At 69.9% G+C, this 18,044-nt stretch carries 17 protein-coding genes and 1 pseudogene; 10 read left to right on the top strand and 8 right to left on the bottom strand.

All coding sequences use genetic code 11. The features are described from left to right. Positions 1-723 precede the first annotated feature (723 nt). Entirely contained in the window at positions 724-996 is a 273-nt protein-coding gene (locus ABD346_RS16185; protein ID WP_344375428.1) for a hypothetical protein, read from the bottom strand. Positions 997-1,344: 348 nt separating this feature from the next. Then, a complete protein-coding gene (locus ABD346_RS16180) occupies positions 1,345-1,992 on the bottom strand; it encodes a TetR/AcrR family transcriptional regulator C-terminal domain-containing protein (RefSeq protein ID WP_344375427.1) in 648 nt (215 codons plus the stop codon). A 38-nt stretch (positions 1,993-2,030) separates the two neighbouring features. On the opposite strand from ABD346_RS16180, the gene ABD346_RS16175 reads away from it, so the two are divergent. From ABD346_RS16175 to ABD346_RS16165, 3 genes are all read left to right on the top strand, one after another. After that, the gene (locus ABD346_RS16175; protein ID WP_344375426.1) at positions 2,031-3,572 is read left to right on the top strand and encodes an FAD-dependent monooxygenase; all 1,542 of its coding nucleotides are present in this window, start codon (positions 2,031-2,033) and stop codon (positions 3,570-3,572) included. Between the two features lie 35 nt (positions 3,573-3,607). Then, positions 3,608-4,096, top strand: a complete 489-nt coding sequence (locus ABD346_RS16170) for a MarR family winged helix-turn-helix transcriptional regulator (RefSeq protein WP_344375425.1) — start codon at positions 3,608-3,610, stop codon at positions 4,094-4,096. 206 nt (positions 4,097-4,302) lie between these two features. Beyond that, the gene (locus ABD346_RS16165) at positions 4,303-5,448 is read left to right on the top strand and encodes an acyltransferase family protein (protein ID WP_381225716.1); all 1,146 of its coding nucleotides are present in this window, start codon (positions 4,303-4,305) and stop codon (positions 5,446-5,448) included. Between the two features lie 9 nt (positions 5,449-5,457). Here the strand turns inward: ABD346_RS16165 and ABD346_RS16160 are convergent, their stop codons facing one another. The 3 genes from ABD346_RS16160 to ABD346_RS16150 all read right to left on the bottom strand — a co-directional run bounded on the left by ABD346_RS16160 (position 5,458) and on the right by ABD346_RS16150 (position 8,427). Next, on the bottom strand, positions 5,458-6,042 hold the full coding sequence (locus tag ABD346_RS16160) for a Uma2 family endonuclease (RefSeq protein ID WP_344375424.1): 585 nt from the start codon (positions 6,040-6,042) through the stop codon (positions 5,458-5,460). A gap of 108 nt (positions 6,043-6,150) precedes the next feature. Beyond that, positions 6,151-6,744, bottom strand: coding sequence for a Uma2 family endonuclease (locus ABD346_RS16155; RefSeq protein WP_344375423.1), 594 nt, complete (start codon positions 6,742-6,744; stop codon positions 6,151-6,153). A 102-nt stretch (positions 6,745-6,846) separates the two neighbouring features. Beyond that, positions 6,847-8,427 carry an acyl-CoA mutase large subunit family protein gene (locus ABD346_RS16150; RefSeq protein WP_344375422.1) on the bottom strand — a complete coding sequence of 527 codons (1,581 nt, stop codon included), beginning with the start codon at positions 8,425-8,427 and terminating at the stop codon, positions 6,847-6,849. Between the two features lie 197 nt (positions 8,428-8,624). Here ABD346_RS16150 and ABD346_RS16145 point away from each other — a divergent pair, with 197 nt between their 5' ends. After that, a complete protein-coding gene (locus ABD346_RS16145; protein ID WP_344375421.1) occupies positions 8,625-9,512 on the top strand; it encodes a L,D-transpeptidase family protein in 888 nt (295 codons plus the stop codon). A gap of 234 nt (positions 9,513-9,746) precedes the next feature. On the opposite strand, the gene ABD346_RS16140 is transcribed toward ABD346_RS16145, so the two are convergent. From ABD346_RS16140 to ABD346_RS16130, 3 genes and pseudogenes are all read right to left on the bottom strand, one after another. Continuing rightward, positions 9,747-10,727 carry a hypothetical protein gene (locus ABD346_RS16140; RefSeq protein ID WP_344375419.1) on the bottom strand — a complete coding sequence of 327 codons (981 nt, stop codon included), beginning with the start codon at positions 10,725-10,727 and terminating at the stop codon, positions 9,747-9,749. Then, positions 10,727-11,389 (bottom strand): RNA polymerase sigma factor, encoded by a 663-nt coding sequence (locus tag ABD346_RS16135; protein WP_344375443.1) that lies wholly within the window; start codon positions 11,387-11,389, stop codon positions 10,727-10,729. The genes ABD346_RS16140 and ABD346_RS16135 overlap by 1 nt, the downstream gene beginning before the upstream one ends. A 285-nt stretch (positions 11,390-11,674) precedes the next feature. After that, positions 11,675-13,307: pseudogene (locus ABD346_RS16130) on the bottom strand (beta-N-acetylhexosaminidase). On the opposite strand from ABD346_RS16130, the gene ABD346_RS16125 reads away from it, so the two are divergent. From ABD346_RS16125 to ABD346_RS16100, 6 genes are all read left to right on the top strand, one after another. Next, entirely contained in the window at positions 13,204-13,491 is a 288-nt protein-coding gene (locus tag ABD346_RS16125) for a hypothetical protein (RefSeq protein WP_344375445.1), read from the top strand. The pseudogene ABD346_RS16130 and the gene ABD346_RS16125 overlap by 104 nt on opposite strands. Positions 13,492-13,835: 344 nt before the next feature. Further along, complete coding sequence (locus ABD346_RS16120) at positions 13,836-14,396, top strand: 2-oxo-4-hydroxy-4-carboxy-5-ureidoimidazoline decarboxylase (protein WP_344375418.1); 561 nt, start codon at positions 13,836-13,838, stop codon at positions 14,394-14,396. Positions 14,397-14,562: 166 nt separating this feature from the next. Next, entirely contained in the window at positions 14,563-14,943 is a 381-nt protein-coding gene (sdhC, locus tag ABD346_RS16115) for a succinate dehydrogenase, cytochrome b556 subunit (protein ID WP_344375417.1), read from the top strand. An 8-nt stretch (positions 14,944-14,951) separates the two neighbouring features. Continuing rightward, positions 14,952-15,434 carry a succinate dehydrogenase hydrophobic membrane anchor subunit gene (locus ABD346_RS16110; RefSeq protein ID WP_344375416.1) on the top strand — a complete coding sequence of 161 codons (483 nt, stop codon included), beginning with the start codon at positions 14,952-14,954 and terminating at the stop codon, positions 15,432-15,434. 31 nt (positions 15,435-15,465) lie between these two features. Next, positions 15,466-17,220 (top strand): succinate dehydrogenase flavoprotein subunit, encoded by a 1,755-nt coding sequence (sdhA, locus tag ABD346_RS16105; protein ID WP_344375414.1) that lies wholly within the window; start codon positions 15,466-15,468, stop codon positions 17,218-17,220. Further along, on the top strand, positions 17,220-17,984 hold the full coding sequence (locus ABD346_RS16100; protein WP_344375413.1) for a succinate dehydrogenase iron-sulfur subunit: 765 nt from the start codon (positions 17,220-17,222) through the stop codon (positions 17,982-17,984). The genes sdhA and ABD346_RS16100 overlap by 1 nt, the downstream gene beginning before the upstream one ends. Positions 17,985-18,044: the final 60 nt, after the last annotated feature.

Raw genomic sequence — 18,044 nt, 5'->3', positions numbered from 1 at the left:
CCGGACCCCCGCGGGGACTTCGTCCCCTGCACCCCTTTTCGGGGCTCCGCCCCGGACCCCCGTTCGCGCCTGAAGGGCGCTCGTCCTCAACCTCCCCCAAGGCCTCAAGGGCCAGGGGGACCCCCATGACAGGCTGAAGATCCCGGCGCCGACCAGGACCACCCCTGAACCACCCACGGCCCGCAGCCAAACCACCACCCATCCCCGGGGCGGGATGTCCGCAGGAGCATCCTGTCGAGGTGAGCCCTGCTCGGAGCGCGGGGGAACTGCTCGACCGGCCACCCTCGGCGGGGGCGTAGGGGGCGGCGGGGCTCGACCTCCAGCGAAACGGCGGGCACGGGCCCGGCGCCGGCGACCGGGGCCGGGCGGGACGCGAAGATCACTGGCCCCGGGGCGGGCATCTCGTGCGACGGCGCCATGGCCGGCTTTTACTGGACGTTCCGTACGGATTCCCGAGGCATCCCCAAGGAGAATCGTCACACCACCCCGATTGGCGACTCCGCGAAATCACACGAAGCGCTCCGCGCAACACACCCCCGGCCGCACCCACCACAAACATTTGAATACCCCCACACCCTCAATGTCAACGCACAGCAAATTCACAGAATTACGCCACAGAAAAGGGGTGCGGGGCCTCCCCCGAAGTTTCGGAGGGAAGCCCCGCACCCCTTTTGGCGACCTCTTTAAGAAGGCCTCACAAACCCTTTGCCCGGGTCGGCGAGATCAGTGACGGTCGCAGACCTTGCGCGCCTTGTGCCAGGTCTTCGTCCAGTACCCGGGGTGGACCTTGCCGTGCCGGTCACGCGTGGCCTTGTGCCAGGTCTTCGTCCAGTACCCCTTGACCACGTGGCACCTCTCCTTGCCACCGTGCGCCGCTGTCACGACCGTGTGCGACGGCGCGGCTTCCGCGACGCCGACCGAGGAGAAAGCCACTCCTGCGGTGAGCGCGGCAGTAGCAGCGCCGAGAGCGATCACTCGCTTGAAACCTGCAATCATGACTCCACCTTTCTGCTTAGTAGAACCATCCGACGAGCTGGACAACGACAGTTTTATCACCGATGTCTCGACGGAATACGAGTAGGGCTCGGGCGCGCGGGAGCGTGAAGAGGTGGCGAGTTAAACCCCGCACGCCCCCAGAAAAGCGCCCCCCTTTATTTCACCCTGGCATTGATGACATGTTCAATTCCAGGGCTCGGTACGCGAGCGATTTCAGCGACACCTCCGCGGAAAATGAGGAGGCCGAGCGGCGTCCTGATCCACGCCCCACTGGGACGCAGGACGGAGCCCCTGGAAGGGGGCCGGGAGCCGGTGAGCCCGGGCAGCGGGCGGGCCGGGGGGGGCGACTCACCCCCGGGAGGCGTACACCGCCTCGATCCCCGCCACCACCACCCCGAGCCCCTCCTCGAACCGCTCGTCGAACCCCTCGAACATCTCCACCCCCGCCGCCGCGGCGAGCGGATACGCCGCGAGCAGTTCCGCCCGCTCCGCCACATCGACGCCCGGCCCCCGCTCGCCCGGCCGCGGGTCCGAGCCCTGCTCCTCCTCGACGAAGCCCATCGTGTAGTGGTACGTCGTCATCGCGGCCCGTACCGCGTCGCGGAATGCGAAGCCCGCGTCCACCATCACGCCGAGGTACACCTCCATGGCCTCCGCATGGTCGGTGCCGGTGAAGCGCGCACCCCCGTACACCTTCGCCCCGTCGCGGTACGAGAGCAGCATCGCGCGCAGGGCACGGTTGAAGGCGCGGAGCCCTTCCTGCCAGCTGTCGGAGTCCGCGCCGGGCACGCCGTCGGCGGTCATGCGCCGGTACATGACCGTCGCCATCTCGTCGACCAGGTCCTGCTTGTTCTTGAAGTGCCAGTACAGCGCGGGGGCCTTGACATCGAGCTCCTTCGCGATGGCACGCAGGGTGAGCCCGTCCAGGCCCAGCTCGTTCAGGAGCCGCAGCGCGGTGTCGGCGACCTGCGCCCGGTCGATCTTCGTCGTAGCCACCTTGACAACTTAACACCGTTAAGCCCATGCTTCCGAACATGGAACTTAACAGCGTTAAGGAAACCGCCCCGACCGCCACTCCCGAGACCTCGGCCACCGCCTCCGAGACCCCGGCCACCCCCCTCCCGGCAGCCGGCGCAGCCGCCACCACCGACGTCCTCATCGTGGGTGCGGGCCCCACCGGCCTCACCCTCGCCATCGACCTCGCCCGCCGCGGCGTCCCCGCCCTGCTCGTCGAGAAGGCGGACCGGCTCTTCCCGGGCTCGCGCGGCAAGGGCATCCAGCCCCGCACCCTGGAGCTGCTCGACGACCTCGGCCTGGCCGAGACCGCGCTGCGGGCCGGCCGCGACTACCCGCGCATGCGCGACTGGGTCGGCCCGGACGGCACCGAGCGCGGCCGCGAGTGGGACATGATCGAGCGCGCCCAACCCACCGAGCAGGAGCCCTACGCCAACGCCCTGCTGCTGGGCCAGGCCCGCTTCCAGGAGCTGCTGTACGCGCACCTCAAGAGCCTCGGCGGCGATGTCGCCTTCGGGACCGAGGTGACCGCGGCCACCCAGGACGCCGACGGCGTCACCGCGTCCCTCGCCGACGGCCGCACCGTCCGCGCCCGCTATCTCGTGGCCGGCGACGGCGGCCGCTCCGGCATCCGGCGCGCGCTCGGCATCGCCATGGAGGGCGAGAGCGTCGACCCCAAGCCGATGCTCGTCGCGGACCTGACCGTCACCGACGACGCCGTCGTCGACGACCTCAACTGGCATGTGTGGACGCTCAGTCCGGACGGCGGCGCCGTGCTCTGCCCGCTGCCCGGCGAGCCCAACCTCTTCCAGCTGATCGCCCAGTACTCCGACGAGAACGCCGTCCCGGACACCAGCGACGCGGGCGTCCGCAAGCTCGTCGCCGCCCGCACCGCGGTCACCGAGGAACAGATCGCCGAGGTGCACTGGGCCTCCGACTTCCGTCCCCGCGCGGCCCTTGCCGACCGCTACCGGGAGGGCCGGATCTTCCTCGCGGGCGACGCGGCCCACATCCACTCCCCGGCCGGCGGCCAGGGCCTCAACACCAGCGTCCAGGACGCGTACAACCTGGGCTGGAAGCTCGCCCAGGTGCTCCGTCACGGCGCCCCGGACACCCTGCTCGACACGTACGAACAGGAGCGCCGCCCCATCGCCGCCGACGTGCTCGGCATGAGCACGCGGCTGCACCGTGCGGCCATCATCGGCGAGAACAGCCAGCGCAGTTCCGAGGTCCGCCAGCTCGGCCTCGGCTACCGCGGCGGCCCGCTCGCCACCGGCCGCGCGGGCGCCCTGGAAGCCGGCGACCGCGCCCCGGACGGCAGGCTGCCCGACGGCAGGATCTTCGACCTGCTCCGCGGCCCGCACTTCACCCTGCTCGCCTTCGACACCCCCGCCCCCGCCCTCGCCGGAGACCTGGTACGGGTGCACGAACTGGGCCCGTACAAGGCGTACGGACGCGGGCTCTTCCTGATCCGCCCCGACGGCTACGTCGGCTGGGCGGGCGAGGACGCCACCGGTCTCGACGACTACCTCACCTCGATCGGCGCGGCCGAACGCCCTTGACCTCAAGTCCGGTTGAGCTTCTACGGTCCTGAACCATGGACAACGACACGCTGACCACCCCCGAGACCGGCGCATTCACCCCCACCCACGACGACGCCGGGCTCGCCTCCCAGCCCATCGGCTACTGGGGCTGGGCCGCGAGCAACGCCGTGGTGACCCGCGTCCGCGGCATGCTCGCCGAGCAGGGCCTCACCCAGCCCCAGTGGTGGATCCTCAACCAGACGGCCACGGCCCGCCCGCGCGCCGAGGTGGTGACCATGCTCCAGGGCTACCTGGAGGTGGGCTCCAGGGCCGTCGCGGACGGCATCGACGAGCTCGTCACCCGCGGACTGCTCACCCAGGACGCCGACGAGCACATCGAACTCACCGACGCGGGACGGGAGTTGCGGGAGCGTACCGCCGCCCGCCAGGGCGAGATGCGCGAGCTGATCCACGCCGGGATCACGGACGAGGAGTACGTACGCACCCTCAAGGTCCTCCAGCGCATGATCCACAACGTGGACGGCAAGGCCTGGCACCACTGAGCCGCCCTCCCTGTTGCGCACGCCCCTCCCGTTCCCCTCCGACCGCCAAATCGACGCCCAGGCAAACCCGTCCCGGCACCAGATGAACGTGCCGCGTCGGGCAGCGGAACTCCGCCGCCGCGGCCCCTTTTCCGGGCCGCGGCGGCCCTACTCTGTCGACGCCAAGGCCCGCCGGGCCGCAGCGGAACGCCGGGAAGAGGAAAGCCGTGACCAACACCCTGCCGCGGGTACGAAGCGCCGGCGGCGGTCAGCCGCAGCGGACGGCGGAGCGCGCCCCGGTGGCGGCCCCGGTCTCCCGGCTCCGCGCGCTCGACGGGCTGCGCCTGGTCGCGGCCCTCATGGTCGCGCTGTACCACTACGGCGGCCGCTCCGGCGACATCAGCAAGGGCTGGGGCGCCTCCCCCAAGAAGCTGTTCCCCGCCACCCACGAGTGGTTCTCGTACGGCTGCCTCGGGGTGCAGATCTTCTTCATCATCAGCGGCTTCGTGATCTGCATGAGCGGCTGGGGCCGCCCGCTGCGCTCGTTCTTCGCCTCGCGCGTGGCCCGGCTCTACCCGGCGTACTGGGCGGCCCTGATCATCGTCACCGCGGTGTTCGCGCTGCCCTGGGTCGTCTACAAGACGGTCACGCCCAGCGAGTTCGTAGTGAACCTGACGATGCTTCAGATGCCGGTCGGCGTGCACCGCGTGCTCGGGGTGTGCTGGACGCTCTGGGCCGAGCTGCGCTTCTACGCGCTGTTCGCCGTGTGTGTCGTCCTGCCCGGCGCGACCCGCCGCCGCGTCGTGCTGTTCTGCGCGGGCTGGACGCTGGCGGCCGCGCTCACCGCGACAGCCGAACAGCCGTTCCTGAGCGCCGTGTTCATGCCCGAGTGCGCGCCCTTCTTCATCGGCGGCATGGGCCTGTACCTGCTGCACCGCAACCGGCGGGACGTCACCGCCTGGGGCATCGTCGCGGTGAGCTGGGCCATCGGCCAGCACTACGCGGTCGCGGGCCTGTGGCACAAGCCGAACCCGGCGGCCTTCTCCAACCGGCACGCCTCGGTGATCATCGCCATCATCACGCTGGGCTTCCTGCTGGTCGGCGCGATCGCCCTCGGCTGGTTCCGCTGGGCGAACTGGAGCTGGCTCACCGTGGCGGGCGCCCTGACGTACCCGTTCTACCTGGTCCACGAACACCTGGGCTGGGTGGTGGTGGGCATACTGCACCGCAAGCTGCACATCCCGGCCCCGGCCACCTTCGCCCTGACGATCGCGGCGATGCTGGCCCTCGCCTGGCTCCTCAACCGCTACGTGGAACGCTGGGCGACCCCGATGCTGCGCAAGGCCCTCACGGCCCGCCCGGCAACCCTCTGACCGGGCCGCTCAGTCGCCGTCCCCGTCGAGCAGGACATCCACGGGCAGCTTCAGGCTCACGCCCACGGACTGCGGCACGACCACGTTCTGACCCCGCTCGTAGCGGGAGCGGGTGCGGTAGGAGTCGCCCACCGGATCCGTGAGGACGAGCACCTCGCCGTGCTTGCGGTCGGCGACGACGTACACCGGGATGCCGGCCTCGGCGTACGTCTCGGCCTTGGTGACCAGGTCGTTGCCCCAGTTGGAGGACGTCACTTCCAGGACGAGGCGGAAGACGTTCGGGGCGTAGCAGTTCTTCGTGACCAGGGCGTCCTTGTAGTCGGCGTCGACGATGGCCCAGTCCGGCTCGGCGTAGTCGTCGGGGCCGGTACCGAGCCACACGCCAATACCTTGGAGTGACTTCAGACCCGCGTCCCGGCCCCCTGCCTGCCGGAACAGGTAGGCGATCTCGTCCAGAGCCTCTTGATGCGGACCGTCGGGCGGTGGTGTCACAACGATGCTCCCCTTGAGGACCTCCACGCGATGTCCGGGCAGCGCTTCCGAGAGGCGGTCGGCGGCTTCGCCGATCGTCATCTCGTTCAGTATTACGGCCACGGCATCCTCCATTCGGGAAACCACTCTCCACCGAGAGTAACCGGAGGCATCCCGCGTTCGCCTCCGGTCACCTATTCGAGGGACCGCGTCCGTCCCTGCCGGGGGCTGTCAAGCCTCGTCGAGTTCGCCGTCGAGAAGCCAGTCCACGGACAGCTTCGGAGTCACGCCCACCGATTCCGGAACCACCAGGTGCGTGCCGCGCTTGTACGAGGCGCGCGCCTTGTACGTGCCCTCATGCGGGTCGGTGAACAGCAGCACCTCGTCGTGCCTGCGATCCACCACGACGTAGACCGGGACCCCGGCCTGGGCATAGCACTCCACCTTGGGCCCGAGGTCGTCGGCCCAGTTCGACGACGTCACTTCCAGCACCAGACGGAAGACGTTGGGGGCGTAGCAGTTCTTCTGGACGAGGGCGTCACGGAAGTCCGCCTCGACGACGGAGAAGTCGGGGATCGCGTAGTCGTCGGGCAGCGCGGGCAGCCACAACCCGATGCCCTGGACGTACCTGAGCCCGGCCTGCCGTGCGCCTGCCCTGTCGAAAGCCACGACCAGCCAAGTCAACGACAGTGCGTGCGCGCCGTCCGGCGGCGGTGTCACAGTGAGCCTCCCCTGGAGAATCTCCACGCGGTGCCCGGGCGGCAGTGCGCTGGAGAGCAGGTCGGCGGCTTCGCCCAACGTCAGCTCGTGTTGCAGTACAGCCACGGCATCCTCCTTTTCAGGGCTCACTCTTCACGAGCGTAACCGGGGGCGTACGGGTTCCGCCCCCGGTCACCCTTTCGAGGGATTCACCCCGCGAGGAGCGGCTCAGAACGCGTCCGTGGGCACATACGTCCCCCACACCTCGCGCAGCGCGTTGCAGACCTCGCCCACGGTGGCGCGGGCCTTCAGTGCGTCCTTCATCGGGTACAGGACGTTGTCCTCGCCCGCGGCCGCCTTCTTCAGCCCGGCCAGCGCCGCGTCCACCGCGGCCTGGTCGCGCTCGGCGCGCAGGGCCGCGAGGCGGGCCGCCTGCTGGGCCTCGATCGCCGGGTCGACGCGCAGCGGCTCGTACGGGTCCTCGGTCTCGATCTGGAAGCGGTTGACGCCGACCACGACGCGCTCGCCGGAGTCGGTCTCCTGGGCGATGCGGTAGGCGGAGCGCTCGATCTCGCCCTTCTGGAAGCCGTGCTCGATCGCGTTGACCGCGCCGCCCAACTCCTCGACCCGCTCCATGAGTTCGACGGCCGCCGCCTCCACCTCGTCGGTCATCTTCTCGACGACGTACGACCCGGCGAAGGGGTCGACGGTGGCGGTCACGTCGGTCTCGTACGCGAGGACCTGCTGGGTGCGCAGGGCGAGCCGGGCGCTCTTGTCCGTCGGCAGGGCGATCGCCTCGTCGAAGGAGTTGGTGTGCAGCGACTGGGTGCCGCCGAGCACGGCGGCGAGGCCCTGGACGGCGACACGCACCAGGTTGACCTCGGGCTGCTGCGCGGTGAGCTGCACGCCCGCGGTCTGCGTGTGGAAGCGCAGCATGAGCGACTTGGGGTTCTTCGCGCCGAACTCGTCCCGCATCACCCGGGCCCAAATACGCCTGGCCGCACGGAACTTGGCGACCTCTTCGAGGATCGTCGTCCGGGACACGAAGAAGAAGGAGAGGCGCGGCGCGAAGTCGTCGACGTCCATCCCCGCGGCGACCGCGGTGCGTACGTACTCGATGCCGTCGGCCAGCGTGAACGCGATCTCCTGCGCGGGCGAGGCGCCGGCCTCGGCCATGTGGTAGCCGGAGATCGAGATGGTGTTCCACTTGGGGATCTCGGCCCTGCAGTACTTGAAGATGTCCGCGATCAGGCGCAGCGAGGGCTTGGGCGGGAAGATGTAGGTGCCGCGCGCGATGTACTCCTTGAGCACATCGTTCTGGATCGTGCCGGTGAGCTTGTCGGCGGCGACTCCCTGCTCCTCGCCGACCAGTTGGTACATCAGGAGCAGCAGCGCGGCCGGGGCGTTGATCGTCATCGACGTCGACACCTTGTCGAGCGGGATGCCGCCGAACAGGATGCGCATGTCGTCGACGGAGTCGATGGCGACGCCCACCTTGCCGACCTCACCGGAGGCGATCGCGGCGTCGGAGTCGTGACCCATCTGCGTCGGCAGGTCGAAGGCGACCGAGAGGCCCATGGTGCCGTTGGCGATGAGCTGCTTGTAGCGGGCGTTGGACTCGACGGCGGTGCCGAAGCCGGCGTACTGCCGCATCGTCCACGGCCGCCCGGTGTACATCGACGGGTACACACCGCGGGTGAACGGGTACGCGCCGGGCTCGCCCAGCTTCTCGGCGGGATCCCATCCGGCGAGGGTGTCCGGTCCGTAGACCGGCTCGATGGGCAGCCCGGATTCCGACTCGCGCGCCATGTGCTGTGCCTCCCGCTAGAGCTTTACTACTCACTGGTACCCGCCCTCGCGACGGACTGTAGCGGTGGGCGTGCGGCGGGTGGAGAGGCGCACGCTGGGAGCTTGCTCACAGGTTTCGTGATACGACCAGCTGCTTTTGCAACCGTTCGGCGCGGGAATCTGTCTCTGGGGACACCAGAGAATCAGGGGGGCGACCAATGCGCCGGAACCACCAGAGCACTCTCATAGCCAGAACCCTCGCCGCGGCCGCCGTCATCGCGGTGGCCGTCGGGTGCAGTCCGCAGAGTTCCAAGGCGGCCGACGCGGGCGCTCCCGCGAAGCCCGGCTCGCCGTCACCCGCGTCATCGTCGTCGGCACCGGCCTCGTCATCCCCCTCCGCCTCCACCGACGACAAGCCGGCCGGCTCGCCCGCCCCCACCGGATCGGCCACCACCGCGGCCAAGCCCGCGCCCAAGGTCCTGATGTCGAACGGCGCCAAGGGCGACCAGGTCAAGGAGCTCCAGGCCAGGCTCGCCCAGATCGGCTGGTTCGACGACACCCCCACGGGCACCTACGGGGCCGCGACCACGGCGGCCGTCACGGGCTTCCAGGGCAGGCGCGGGCTCGCCGAGACGGGCACGACGGACAGCGTGACCTGGGACAGGCTCCTCGCGATGACGACGAAGCCGACGGCCGAGGAGCTGGCCGGCCAGACCGTCAACAAGCCGACCGCCAAGCTCGATCCGCGCTGCATGACGGGCCGCGTGATGTGCATCAGCAAGACCAGCCGCACGCTGTCCTGGGTGGTCAACGGCAAGGTGCAGTCGACGATGGACGTGCGCTTCGGCTCGCAGTACACGCCGACCCGCGAGGGCGTCTTCAAGGTCTTCGAGAAGAGCCGCAACCACGTCTCGACGATCTACCACACGGCCATGCCGTACGCGATGTTCTTCAGCGGCGGCCAGGCGGTGCACTACTCGTCCGACTTCGCGGCGCGCGGCTACAACGGCGCCTCGCACGGCTGCGTCAACGTCCGGGACAAGGGCAAGATCGCGGCGCTCTTCGACGCGGTGCACATCGGGGACAAGGTCGTCGTCTACTGGTAGCCGCCGGGCCCCTGGTGGGGGCCGGGTCCAGGAAGGGAGGGCGCGGGCGGGACCGGGGGAACGTGTCCCGCCCGCGCCATTCGCGCGGAGCCGTGGGTACGGGGGGAACCCCGGCTCATCTGCGCCGCCGATGACCAGTCGGCTCACTCAGTACTGCGCCGCCGTCTCAAAAAACGTTACTGCCGGTTCTGACCTGCGCTTCGGTACGGGTTTCCAGCCCCGCGCGAGCGGGTTTCAGTTCGGTACGGCCGGGGTGAGCGCACCCGGCTTGAGCCAGTCCAGGAGGTGGCTGGGCGGGGTGGCCACGAGGCTCGGTTTGCCGCCGCCTCCGCCGCCGTTCTTGCCGGAGCCGTCGCCCTTGCCCTTGCCTTTGCCCTTGTCGCCCGGGGTCCCGTCACCCGCACCGCCGGACTTGCCGCCCTTGCCGTCGAGCAGCAGATCGCAGAACGCCTTCACCGCGGCCGGGCCGTGCGCCGCGGACTCCAGGCTGCGGCGCTTGGCCTGGTCGAGCTTGCCCGAGCGGTAGTCGCGGCAGTCGTCGGCCGTTCTGGCGAGCCACTCGCTGCTGCCATCGTTGTCGCCGCCCGTGCCGCCGGGCTGCGGGCTGCCGTTCTTGTCGGTGTCACCGGTGCCGCCCGCGGCCGAGCCGTCGGGGCTCGCCGGGTGCGAGGCGTCGCCGGGCGTGCCCGGCCCGGTGGACGGCCCGTGCCGGTCGGGCGTCGGGGAGCCCGGGGGCAGCGCGTGCGAGGGCGAGGTGGCGATGGGGCCCGGGGTCACGTCGGCGGAGACGGTCGAGGCGGGCGTGGGGTCCTGCTCGTCGAACGCGAAGGGCCCGGGCAGCACGCCGGTGCCCGCGGCGACGGCGACCCCGCCGAGCGCACAGCAGGCCAGCGCGGCGGCGAGGCCGAGCCGCACCGGGGCGAAGCGTCTGCGCCGGGGCGCCGGATGCACCTCGGCGACGCGTCCGACCCGTACGACACCGAGGGCTTCCGCGTCGGGGGCGCTTTCGGGGCGAGCCTTGCGGAAGGCGGCCAGGGCGGCCGCCTCGCCGGGGAGTTCGCTGGTGGCCGGCTCGTTGTGGGCGAGGGAACGCAGCAGGGCCGAAAGCCGTTCCGCCTCGGCGCGGGCCCGCTCGTCACCGGGCTCGACCCCTTCGCCGCGCAGCAGTCGCTCGGCGGCATCCCCGTCAAGCCACTCGTGCCGCTCGTCAGCCATCACATGTCCTTCTGCGTCCGGGCGCGCGATTGCGTCACACCGCGTTCCGGCGCACGCGGCGACGGCACGGCACCCAGCTCCTCCACATCCTGGGCCACGTCCCCCGGGGGGCCGTCCGCGCCGAGCAGTTCAGCAAGCCGCTTCAGGCCCCGGTGCGCGGCGGTCCGCACCGCGCCGGGCCGTTTGCCCAGGGTCTGCGCCGCGCTCTTCGCGTCCAGACCGACCACGACGCGCAGCACCACGGCCTCGGCCTGGTCCTGCGGGAGCTGGGCGATGAGCGCCATCGTACGTCCGGTACCGAGCGCCTCCATCGCCTCGTCCGCGGTGTCCGACGCGGCGGCGTGCGAGGCCAGCTCGCTCTCGTCGCCGCCGACGGCGGGCCGGCGGCCGCGCATGCGGATGTGGTCGAGCGCCCGGTTGCGGGCGATGCGGGCGGCCCAGCCGCGGAACCGGTCGGCGTCGCCCGTGAAGCGTTCGAGGTCACGGGCGATCTGGAGCCAGGCCTCGGAGGCCACGTCCTCGGTGTCGGGTTCGCCGACCAGCGTGCGGATATAGCCGAGCAGGCGCGGGTGCACAGCACGATAGACAGCACGGAAGGCTTCCTCGTCCCCGTCCTGTGCCCTGAGCACCGCGGCGGTCAGCTCCGCGTCGTCCCCCAGCAATCCCTGCACCCTGTCTTGACTGGCTCGTCCTGATGTCACCGCTGGTCACCACTGTCGCGTCCCCAAACGCGAATCAGCACGCTACGGCCTCGACGCCCCATAAGTCCATGACTTGTACAACCTGCAACAACCCGCTGACACAGCGGGGTGTGACAGAAAACGCACGCTCGGCGCTGAAGCAAGTACGGGGTCGCCACAACGACCCCGCCGGAAGACGGCCGGGGCCTCTCCTGTGGGGGGTGGCGGCCCCGGTCGTCCTCCGCACCCCGCGTCCGGTCCGGCCTCTCAGCCGAGCCGGTCGGCCAGGGCCTTGAATTCCTCCCAGTCCATCGCCGGCGTCCGCGCGTCCCACAGCTTCTGGGCCGTCGCCCGCAGCGGCAGCCGGATGCCGCGCGCCACCTGCTCCTCGGTCTGCGCGCCCGGGTTGTCCGACCAGACGGCGAAGCGCCCGCCCAGGATCTGCCCGGCGTACTTGGCATCCACGGGCTTGGTTCCGCGCACCACCGACGGCGTCCACTCCTCGTAGATCCGCTTGCCCGTCGGGTACTTGTAGCTCCCCGGCTCGCCCAGGACGTAGTACAGGTACTCGTCGTTGAGGTTGACCAGCGGGCGCCCCTCGGCGAGGAACTCCTCCGGCGCGCGCTCCCCGGGCTCCTTGCCGGTCCAGTACTCGACCTCGCGGCCCTGGTCGGCGGCCACCTTGCCGCCGGGGAAGAACCCGTCGTTCCACGCCTTGAAGGTGCGGCCGGTGCCGGCCGAACGGAGCGCCGCCGCACGGTCGTTGAGCCAGCCCGTCGCCAGGTCCTCGACGTCCGCCTTCGGTCCGTACTTGGCGCGGGCCGTCGCCGCGAGAGACGGAAAGGCGGTTTCGGGAGTGTCCGGTGCCTTCACCGCGAGCGCCTGGTACTCGTCGCCGCCCAGGTGCCAGTACGCCCCGGGGAACAGGTCGGCGTACTCGCGCAGCAGATCGTCCACGATGCGCCCCGACTCGGGGTTGGCGATGTCGATGGCGCCCCTGACCGGCTTGCCGTCCTTGTCGCGCAGCTGGAGGCCGGGGTGGGCGGCGAGCACCGCGCCGAGGTGGCCCGGCGAGTCGATCTCGGGCACCACCGTGATGTGCAGCTTGGTGGCCAGCGCCACGATCCGCTGGACCTCGCGCTTGCTGAGGTGGTCGCGCGAGACGACCTCGGGGTGACTGGAGGACTCGATGCGGAAGCCCTGGTCGTCGGAGAAGTGCAGGCCGAGCTGATTGAGCTTCAGGTCGGCCATCTGCCGCAGCTGGTCCTCGATCCAGGCCGCGCCGTACTGCTTGCGCGCGATGTCGAGGTTGAGCCCGCNCGTACTGCTTGCGCGCGATGTCGAGGTTGAGCCCGCGCTGCGGCTTGTCCGGCCGGTCCTCGACGACGCCCTCGGGCATCACCCCGCCGCCCTTGAGCGCCTGCTTGAGGGTGCGGGTGCCGTAGAACACCCCGGCGTCGTCGGGCCCGGTGATCTGCACCCGGCGGTCCCGGGTGGTCAGCGTGTACGACTCGGGCGCGGCCTTCTGGCCCTTGGGCGGCGGGGTCAGCGCCAGCTCGATGTCGCCCTCGCGCGGCTGCCCGCCCGTCGCGTAGTCGACGCCGAGCTCCTGGGCGAGCAGCTTGCCCTCGTCGGTGAGGCTCTCGCTGCCTACGGCCACGATCACCCGCGACGAGTCGACCGGCCGGAAGCCGGGGCCGCGCGCGGGCCGGTGTTCGCGTACCGACGGGATGGTGCGGGGCAGCGAGGAGATCGGGTAGATCGGCGACGGCGAAGGCAGCACCGAGGAGGCGCGCTTGTTGTCGATCGGGCCGCCGTGCCCGCCGTGGGTGTCGTCGTCCGGCCAGACCGCGATGATCAGCGCGAGCACCGCGATGCCCGCGAGGGCCACCTTCAGCATCAGCGCCCGTCGGCCGCGCGGCCGGTGCAGCCAGGCCGGACGGGAGCGCGGGGCACGCGGCCGGGAGGCGCGCGCCTCGGACGACGGCGAGGACGACCGCTCCGGGTCGCCGGGTCCCGGCATCCGGGCCCGTGACATCCTGAAACGCGACATCACTCAGAAACCTCCCGTCCAACAACAGTAAGGGCGAATCCGGGCACCCCGGATACCGCACCGACAACTGGGGTGAAGGTACGCCGAAGTGCCCGGGTGATCGTCCACCGTGCACGCGGCGGCTTGCCCGTCCGGGTGAAATTCGCGCAACCGTCGCACGGCCTCTGCTCCACGTGGATAGCGTGGCGGCACTCCCACCTCCCTTGCCACTCCAGTCTCCGTGCTCCGCAGCCCGTCCTGTTCCGTACTACCCGTCCCGCGCAGTGTTTCGAGGAGCCCACGCTGTCCAGCGATTCCCACGCCGGCCCCCGGAAGCGACCGCCGACACTCCATCACACTCCTCGTGCCCAGGGGCGGGCGGCCATACCGAATCAGGTGCGGGGCACATCCGTTCCGGCGGCCCCACCTCGGCCGGGCGGCCTCGACGGGTTCAACCGCGCTCCGCAGGGCTCGGCCGAAGCGGCCCTGCTCGTCTGCTGTGCGAGCCGCCGCTGGGCCGCCCGGATCGCCGCCCACCGCCCCTACCCCGACCTCGACGCCCTGCTCGCCGCGGCCGACGAGGCCAGCTACGACCTGAGCGCCGCCGACCTCGACGAGGCGCTGGCCGCCGAGTGCTCGCCGGGCCTGCACGAGAGCGCCCCGCAGGCCGCGCACACGGCGCTCGCGGCGGCGCACGCCGCATACGAGAGCCGTTTCCGGCACGCCTTCGTGATCTGCCTCGACGCGTTCAGCCCGACCGAGCACCTCAACCAGGTGCTGAGCGGGATCCGGCTGCGCATGAACAACGAGTGGGACGAGGAGCGCTCGATCGCCGCCGACGAACTGCGCCGGCTCGCCCGCGCCCGACTCGCCCACCTTGTGGCCGACCACCCCGAACATCTCGTGGCCAACCAGCCCGAATCCGACACCCCCGGCCCCGCACACCGCGTTCTCTAGGCCGTACGAGCCTGTTTGATTGCCTGTTTGATCACACCTATGGACCCGGCGCAAGGGAACCGACATCACGTCGCTACGATGACCGGGGCCGGTGGACCGTACCCGGCCGGGTCAGACCGACAGAGAAGCCGGCCGGCCCTAAACACCGCTCCCGGAGGGTTCTTCCGTGCCGGCTGGAACGCTGTACCGCGGCCGGGAAGGAATGTGGTCCTGGGTGGCTCATCGAGTCACCGGCGTCCTCATTTTCTTCTTCCTGTTCGTACACGTCCTCGACACCGCTCTCGTGCGTGTCTCCCCCGAGGCGTACGACAAAGTCGTGGCGACTTACAAGACGCCCATCGTCGCGTGCCTGGAGTACGGCCTCGTGGCCGCCATCCTGTTCCACGCGCTCAACGGCCTGCGCATCATCGCCGTGGACTTCTGGTCCAAGGGCCCGCGTCTCCAGAAGCAGATGCTCTGGTCCGTCGTGGTCATCTGGCTCGTGCTGATGGCGGGCGCGCTCTACCCGGTGCTCGGCCATGCCGCTCGTGAACTGTTCGGGAGCTGAGGACTGAGATGTCTGCCGAAACCTCTTCCGCTGCCGCGATCGGGGAAGTCGAGGGCGTGAGCCTGTACGACACCGATCACCCGGCCCCGCTCATCGAGGCCCCGCGCAAGCGCACCAAGAAGACCCCGAAGTCGACCCGTACGAACTTCGAGCTGTACGGCTGGCTGTTCATGCGGCTGTCCGGCATCGTCCTGGTCGTCCTGGTCCTCGGCCACCTGCTGATCCAGCTCGTCCTGGACGGCGGCGTCTCCAAGATCGGCTTCGCCTTCGTGGCGGGCCGCTGGGCGTCCCCGTTCTGGCAGGTCTGGGACCTGACCATGCTGTGGCTGGCCATGCTGCACGGCGCCAACGGCCTGCGCACCGTCATCAACGACTACGCGCAGCGGGACAACACCCGCTTCTGGCTGAAGATGCTGCTCTACACCGCCACGGTGTTCACCGTCCTGCTGGGCACGCTGGTGATCTTCACCTTCGACCCGAACATCCGCTAGGCCACGGGCTGAGGGACTGAGGAATTCTCTGATGAAGATCCACAAGTACGACACCGTCATCGTCGGCGCCGGCGGCGCCGGCATGCGCGCGGCCATCGAGTCGACGAAGCGCAGCCGCACCGCCGTGCTGACGAAGCTCTACCCCACCCGCTCCCACACCGGTGCGGCGCAGGGCGGCATGGCCGCCGCGCTCGCCAACGTGGAGGAGGACAACTGGGAGTGGCACACCTTCGACACGATCAAGGGCGGCGACTACCTGGTCGACCAGGACGCCGCCGAGATCCTGGCGAAGGAGGCCATCGACGCGGTCCTCGACCTGGAGAAGATGGGCCTGCCCTTCGGCCGTACGCCCAAGGGCGAGATCGACCAGCGCCGGTTCGGCGGTCACTCCCGCAACCACGGCGAGGCCCCCGTCCGCCGTGCCTGCTACTCGGGCGACCGCACCGGCCACATGATCCTCCAGACCCTCTACCAGAACTGCATCAAGGAGGGTGTGGAGTTCTTCAACGAGTTCTACGTCCTCGATCAGCTCCTGGTCGAGGAGGACGGCGTCAGGAAGTCCGCCGGTGTCGTCGCCTACGAGCTGGCGACCGGCGAGATCCACGTCTTCCAGTCGAAGTCGGTCATCTACGCCTCGGGCGGCACCGGCAAGTTCTTCAAGGTGACGTCGAACGCGCACACCCTGACCGGTGACGGCCAGGCCGCGTGCTACCGCCGCGGGCTGCCCCTGGAGGACATGGAGTTCTTCCAGTTCCACCCGACGGGCATCTGGCGCATGGGCATCCTGCTTACGGAGGGCGCCCGCGGTGAGGGCGGCATCCTCCGCAACAAGGACGGCGAGCGCTTCATGGAGAAGTACGCGCCGGTCATGAAGGACCTCGCGTCCCGTGACGTCGTGTCCCGCTCCATCTACACCGAGATCCGCGAAGGCCGTGGCTGCGGCCCCGAGGGCGACCACGTCTACCTGGACCTGACGCACCTTCCGCCGGAGCAGCTCGACGCCAAGCTCCCGGACATCACGGAGTTCGCGCGTACGTACCTGGGCATCGAGCCGTACACGGACCCGATCCCGATCCAGCCCACCGCGCACTACGCCATGGGCGGCATCCCGACGAACGTCGAGGGTGAGGTCCTGAGCGACAACACCACCGTCGTCCCGGGCCTGTACGCGGCCGGCGAGGTCGCCTGCGTGTCGGTGCACGGCGCCAACCGCCTGGGCACCAACTCGCTGCTCGACATCAACGTGTTCGGCAAGCGCGCGGGCATCGCGGCCGCGGAGTACGCGCACACCGCGGACTTCGTCGAGCTTCCGGAGAACCCGGCGGCGCAGGTCCAGGCGCAGGTCGAGAACCTGCTGTCGGCGACCGGCACCGAGCGTGTGGCGGTCATCCGCAAGGAGCTGCAGGAGACCATGGACGCCAACGTCATGGTCTTCCGCACCGAGCAGACGATCAAGACGGCGGTCGAGAAGATCGCCGAGCTGCGCGAGCGCTACAAGAACGTGTCCGTCCAGGACAAGGGCAAGCGGTTCAACACCGACCTCCTGGAGGCCATCGAGCTGGGCAACCTGCTCGACCTGGCCGAGGTCATGGCCGTCTCCGCCCTGGCGCGCAAGGAGTCCCGCGGCGGTCACTACCGCGAGGACTACCCGAACCGCGACGACGTCAACTTCATGCGCCACACCATGGCGTACCGCGAGGTCGCGGACGGCGGCAAGGACTCGATCCGCCTCGACTACAAGCCCGTCGTCCAGACCCGCTACCAGCCGATGGAGCGTAAGTACTGATGGCAACCCCGACGATGGACAAGCTCGCGGCGCTGGAGGCGGACAACGGTTCGCACCTGATCACCGTCACCTTCCGCATCCGCCGCTTCAACCCGGAGATCTCCGAGGAAGCGACGTGGGAGGACTTCCAGCTGGAGATCGACCCGAAGGAGCGCGTGCTCGACGGTCTCCACAAGATCAAGTGGGACATGGACGGTTCGCTGACCTTCCGTCGCTCCTGCGCCCACGGCATCTGCGGTTCCGACGCCATGCGCATCAACGGCAAGAACCGCCTCGCCTGCAAGACGCTGATCAAGGACATCAACCCGTCCAAGCCCATCACCATCGAGGCCATCAAGGGCCTCACGGTCCAGAAGGACCTGGTCGTGGACATGGAGCCGTTCTTCCAGGCGTACCGCGACGTGATGCCCTTCCTCATCACGAAGGGCAACGAGCCGACGCGCGAGCGTCTGCAGTCGCCGGAGGACCGCGAGCGCTTCGACGACACGACGAAGTGCATCCTCTGCGCGGCCTGCACCTCCTCCTGCCCGGTCTTCTGGAACGACGGCCAGTACTTCGGCCCGGCCGCGATCGTGAACGCGCACCGCTTCATCTTCGACAGCCGTGACGAGGCGGGCGAGCAGCGCCTGGAGATCCTCAACGACAAGGACGGCGTGTGGCGTTGCCGCACCACGTTCAACTGCACGGACGCGTGCCCCCGAGGCATCGAGGTCACGAAGGCCATCCAGGAAGTGAAGCGCGCGCTGATCACGCGCCGGTTCTAGCCTTCTGTACGGCCGTACGCACGACTGCGCCGAGGGCCCCGCACCTGGAACTCGTTCCGG

It is taken from the genome of Streptomyces mauvecolor, assembly GCF_039532965.1.
Classification (GTDB): Bacteria; Actinomycetota; Actinomycetes; order Streptomycetales; family Streptomycetaceae; genus Streptomyces; species Streptomyces violascens.
This window is presented reverse-complemented; position numbering and strand designations above follow the sequence as displayed.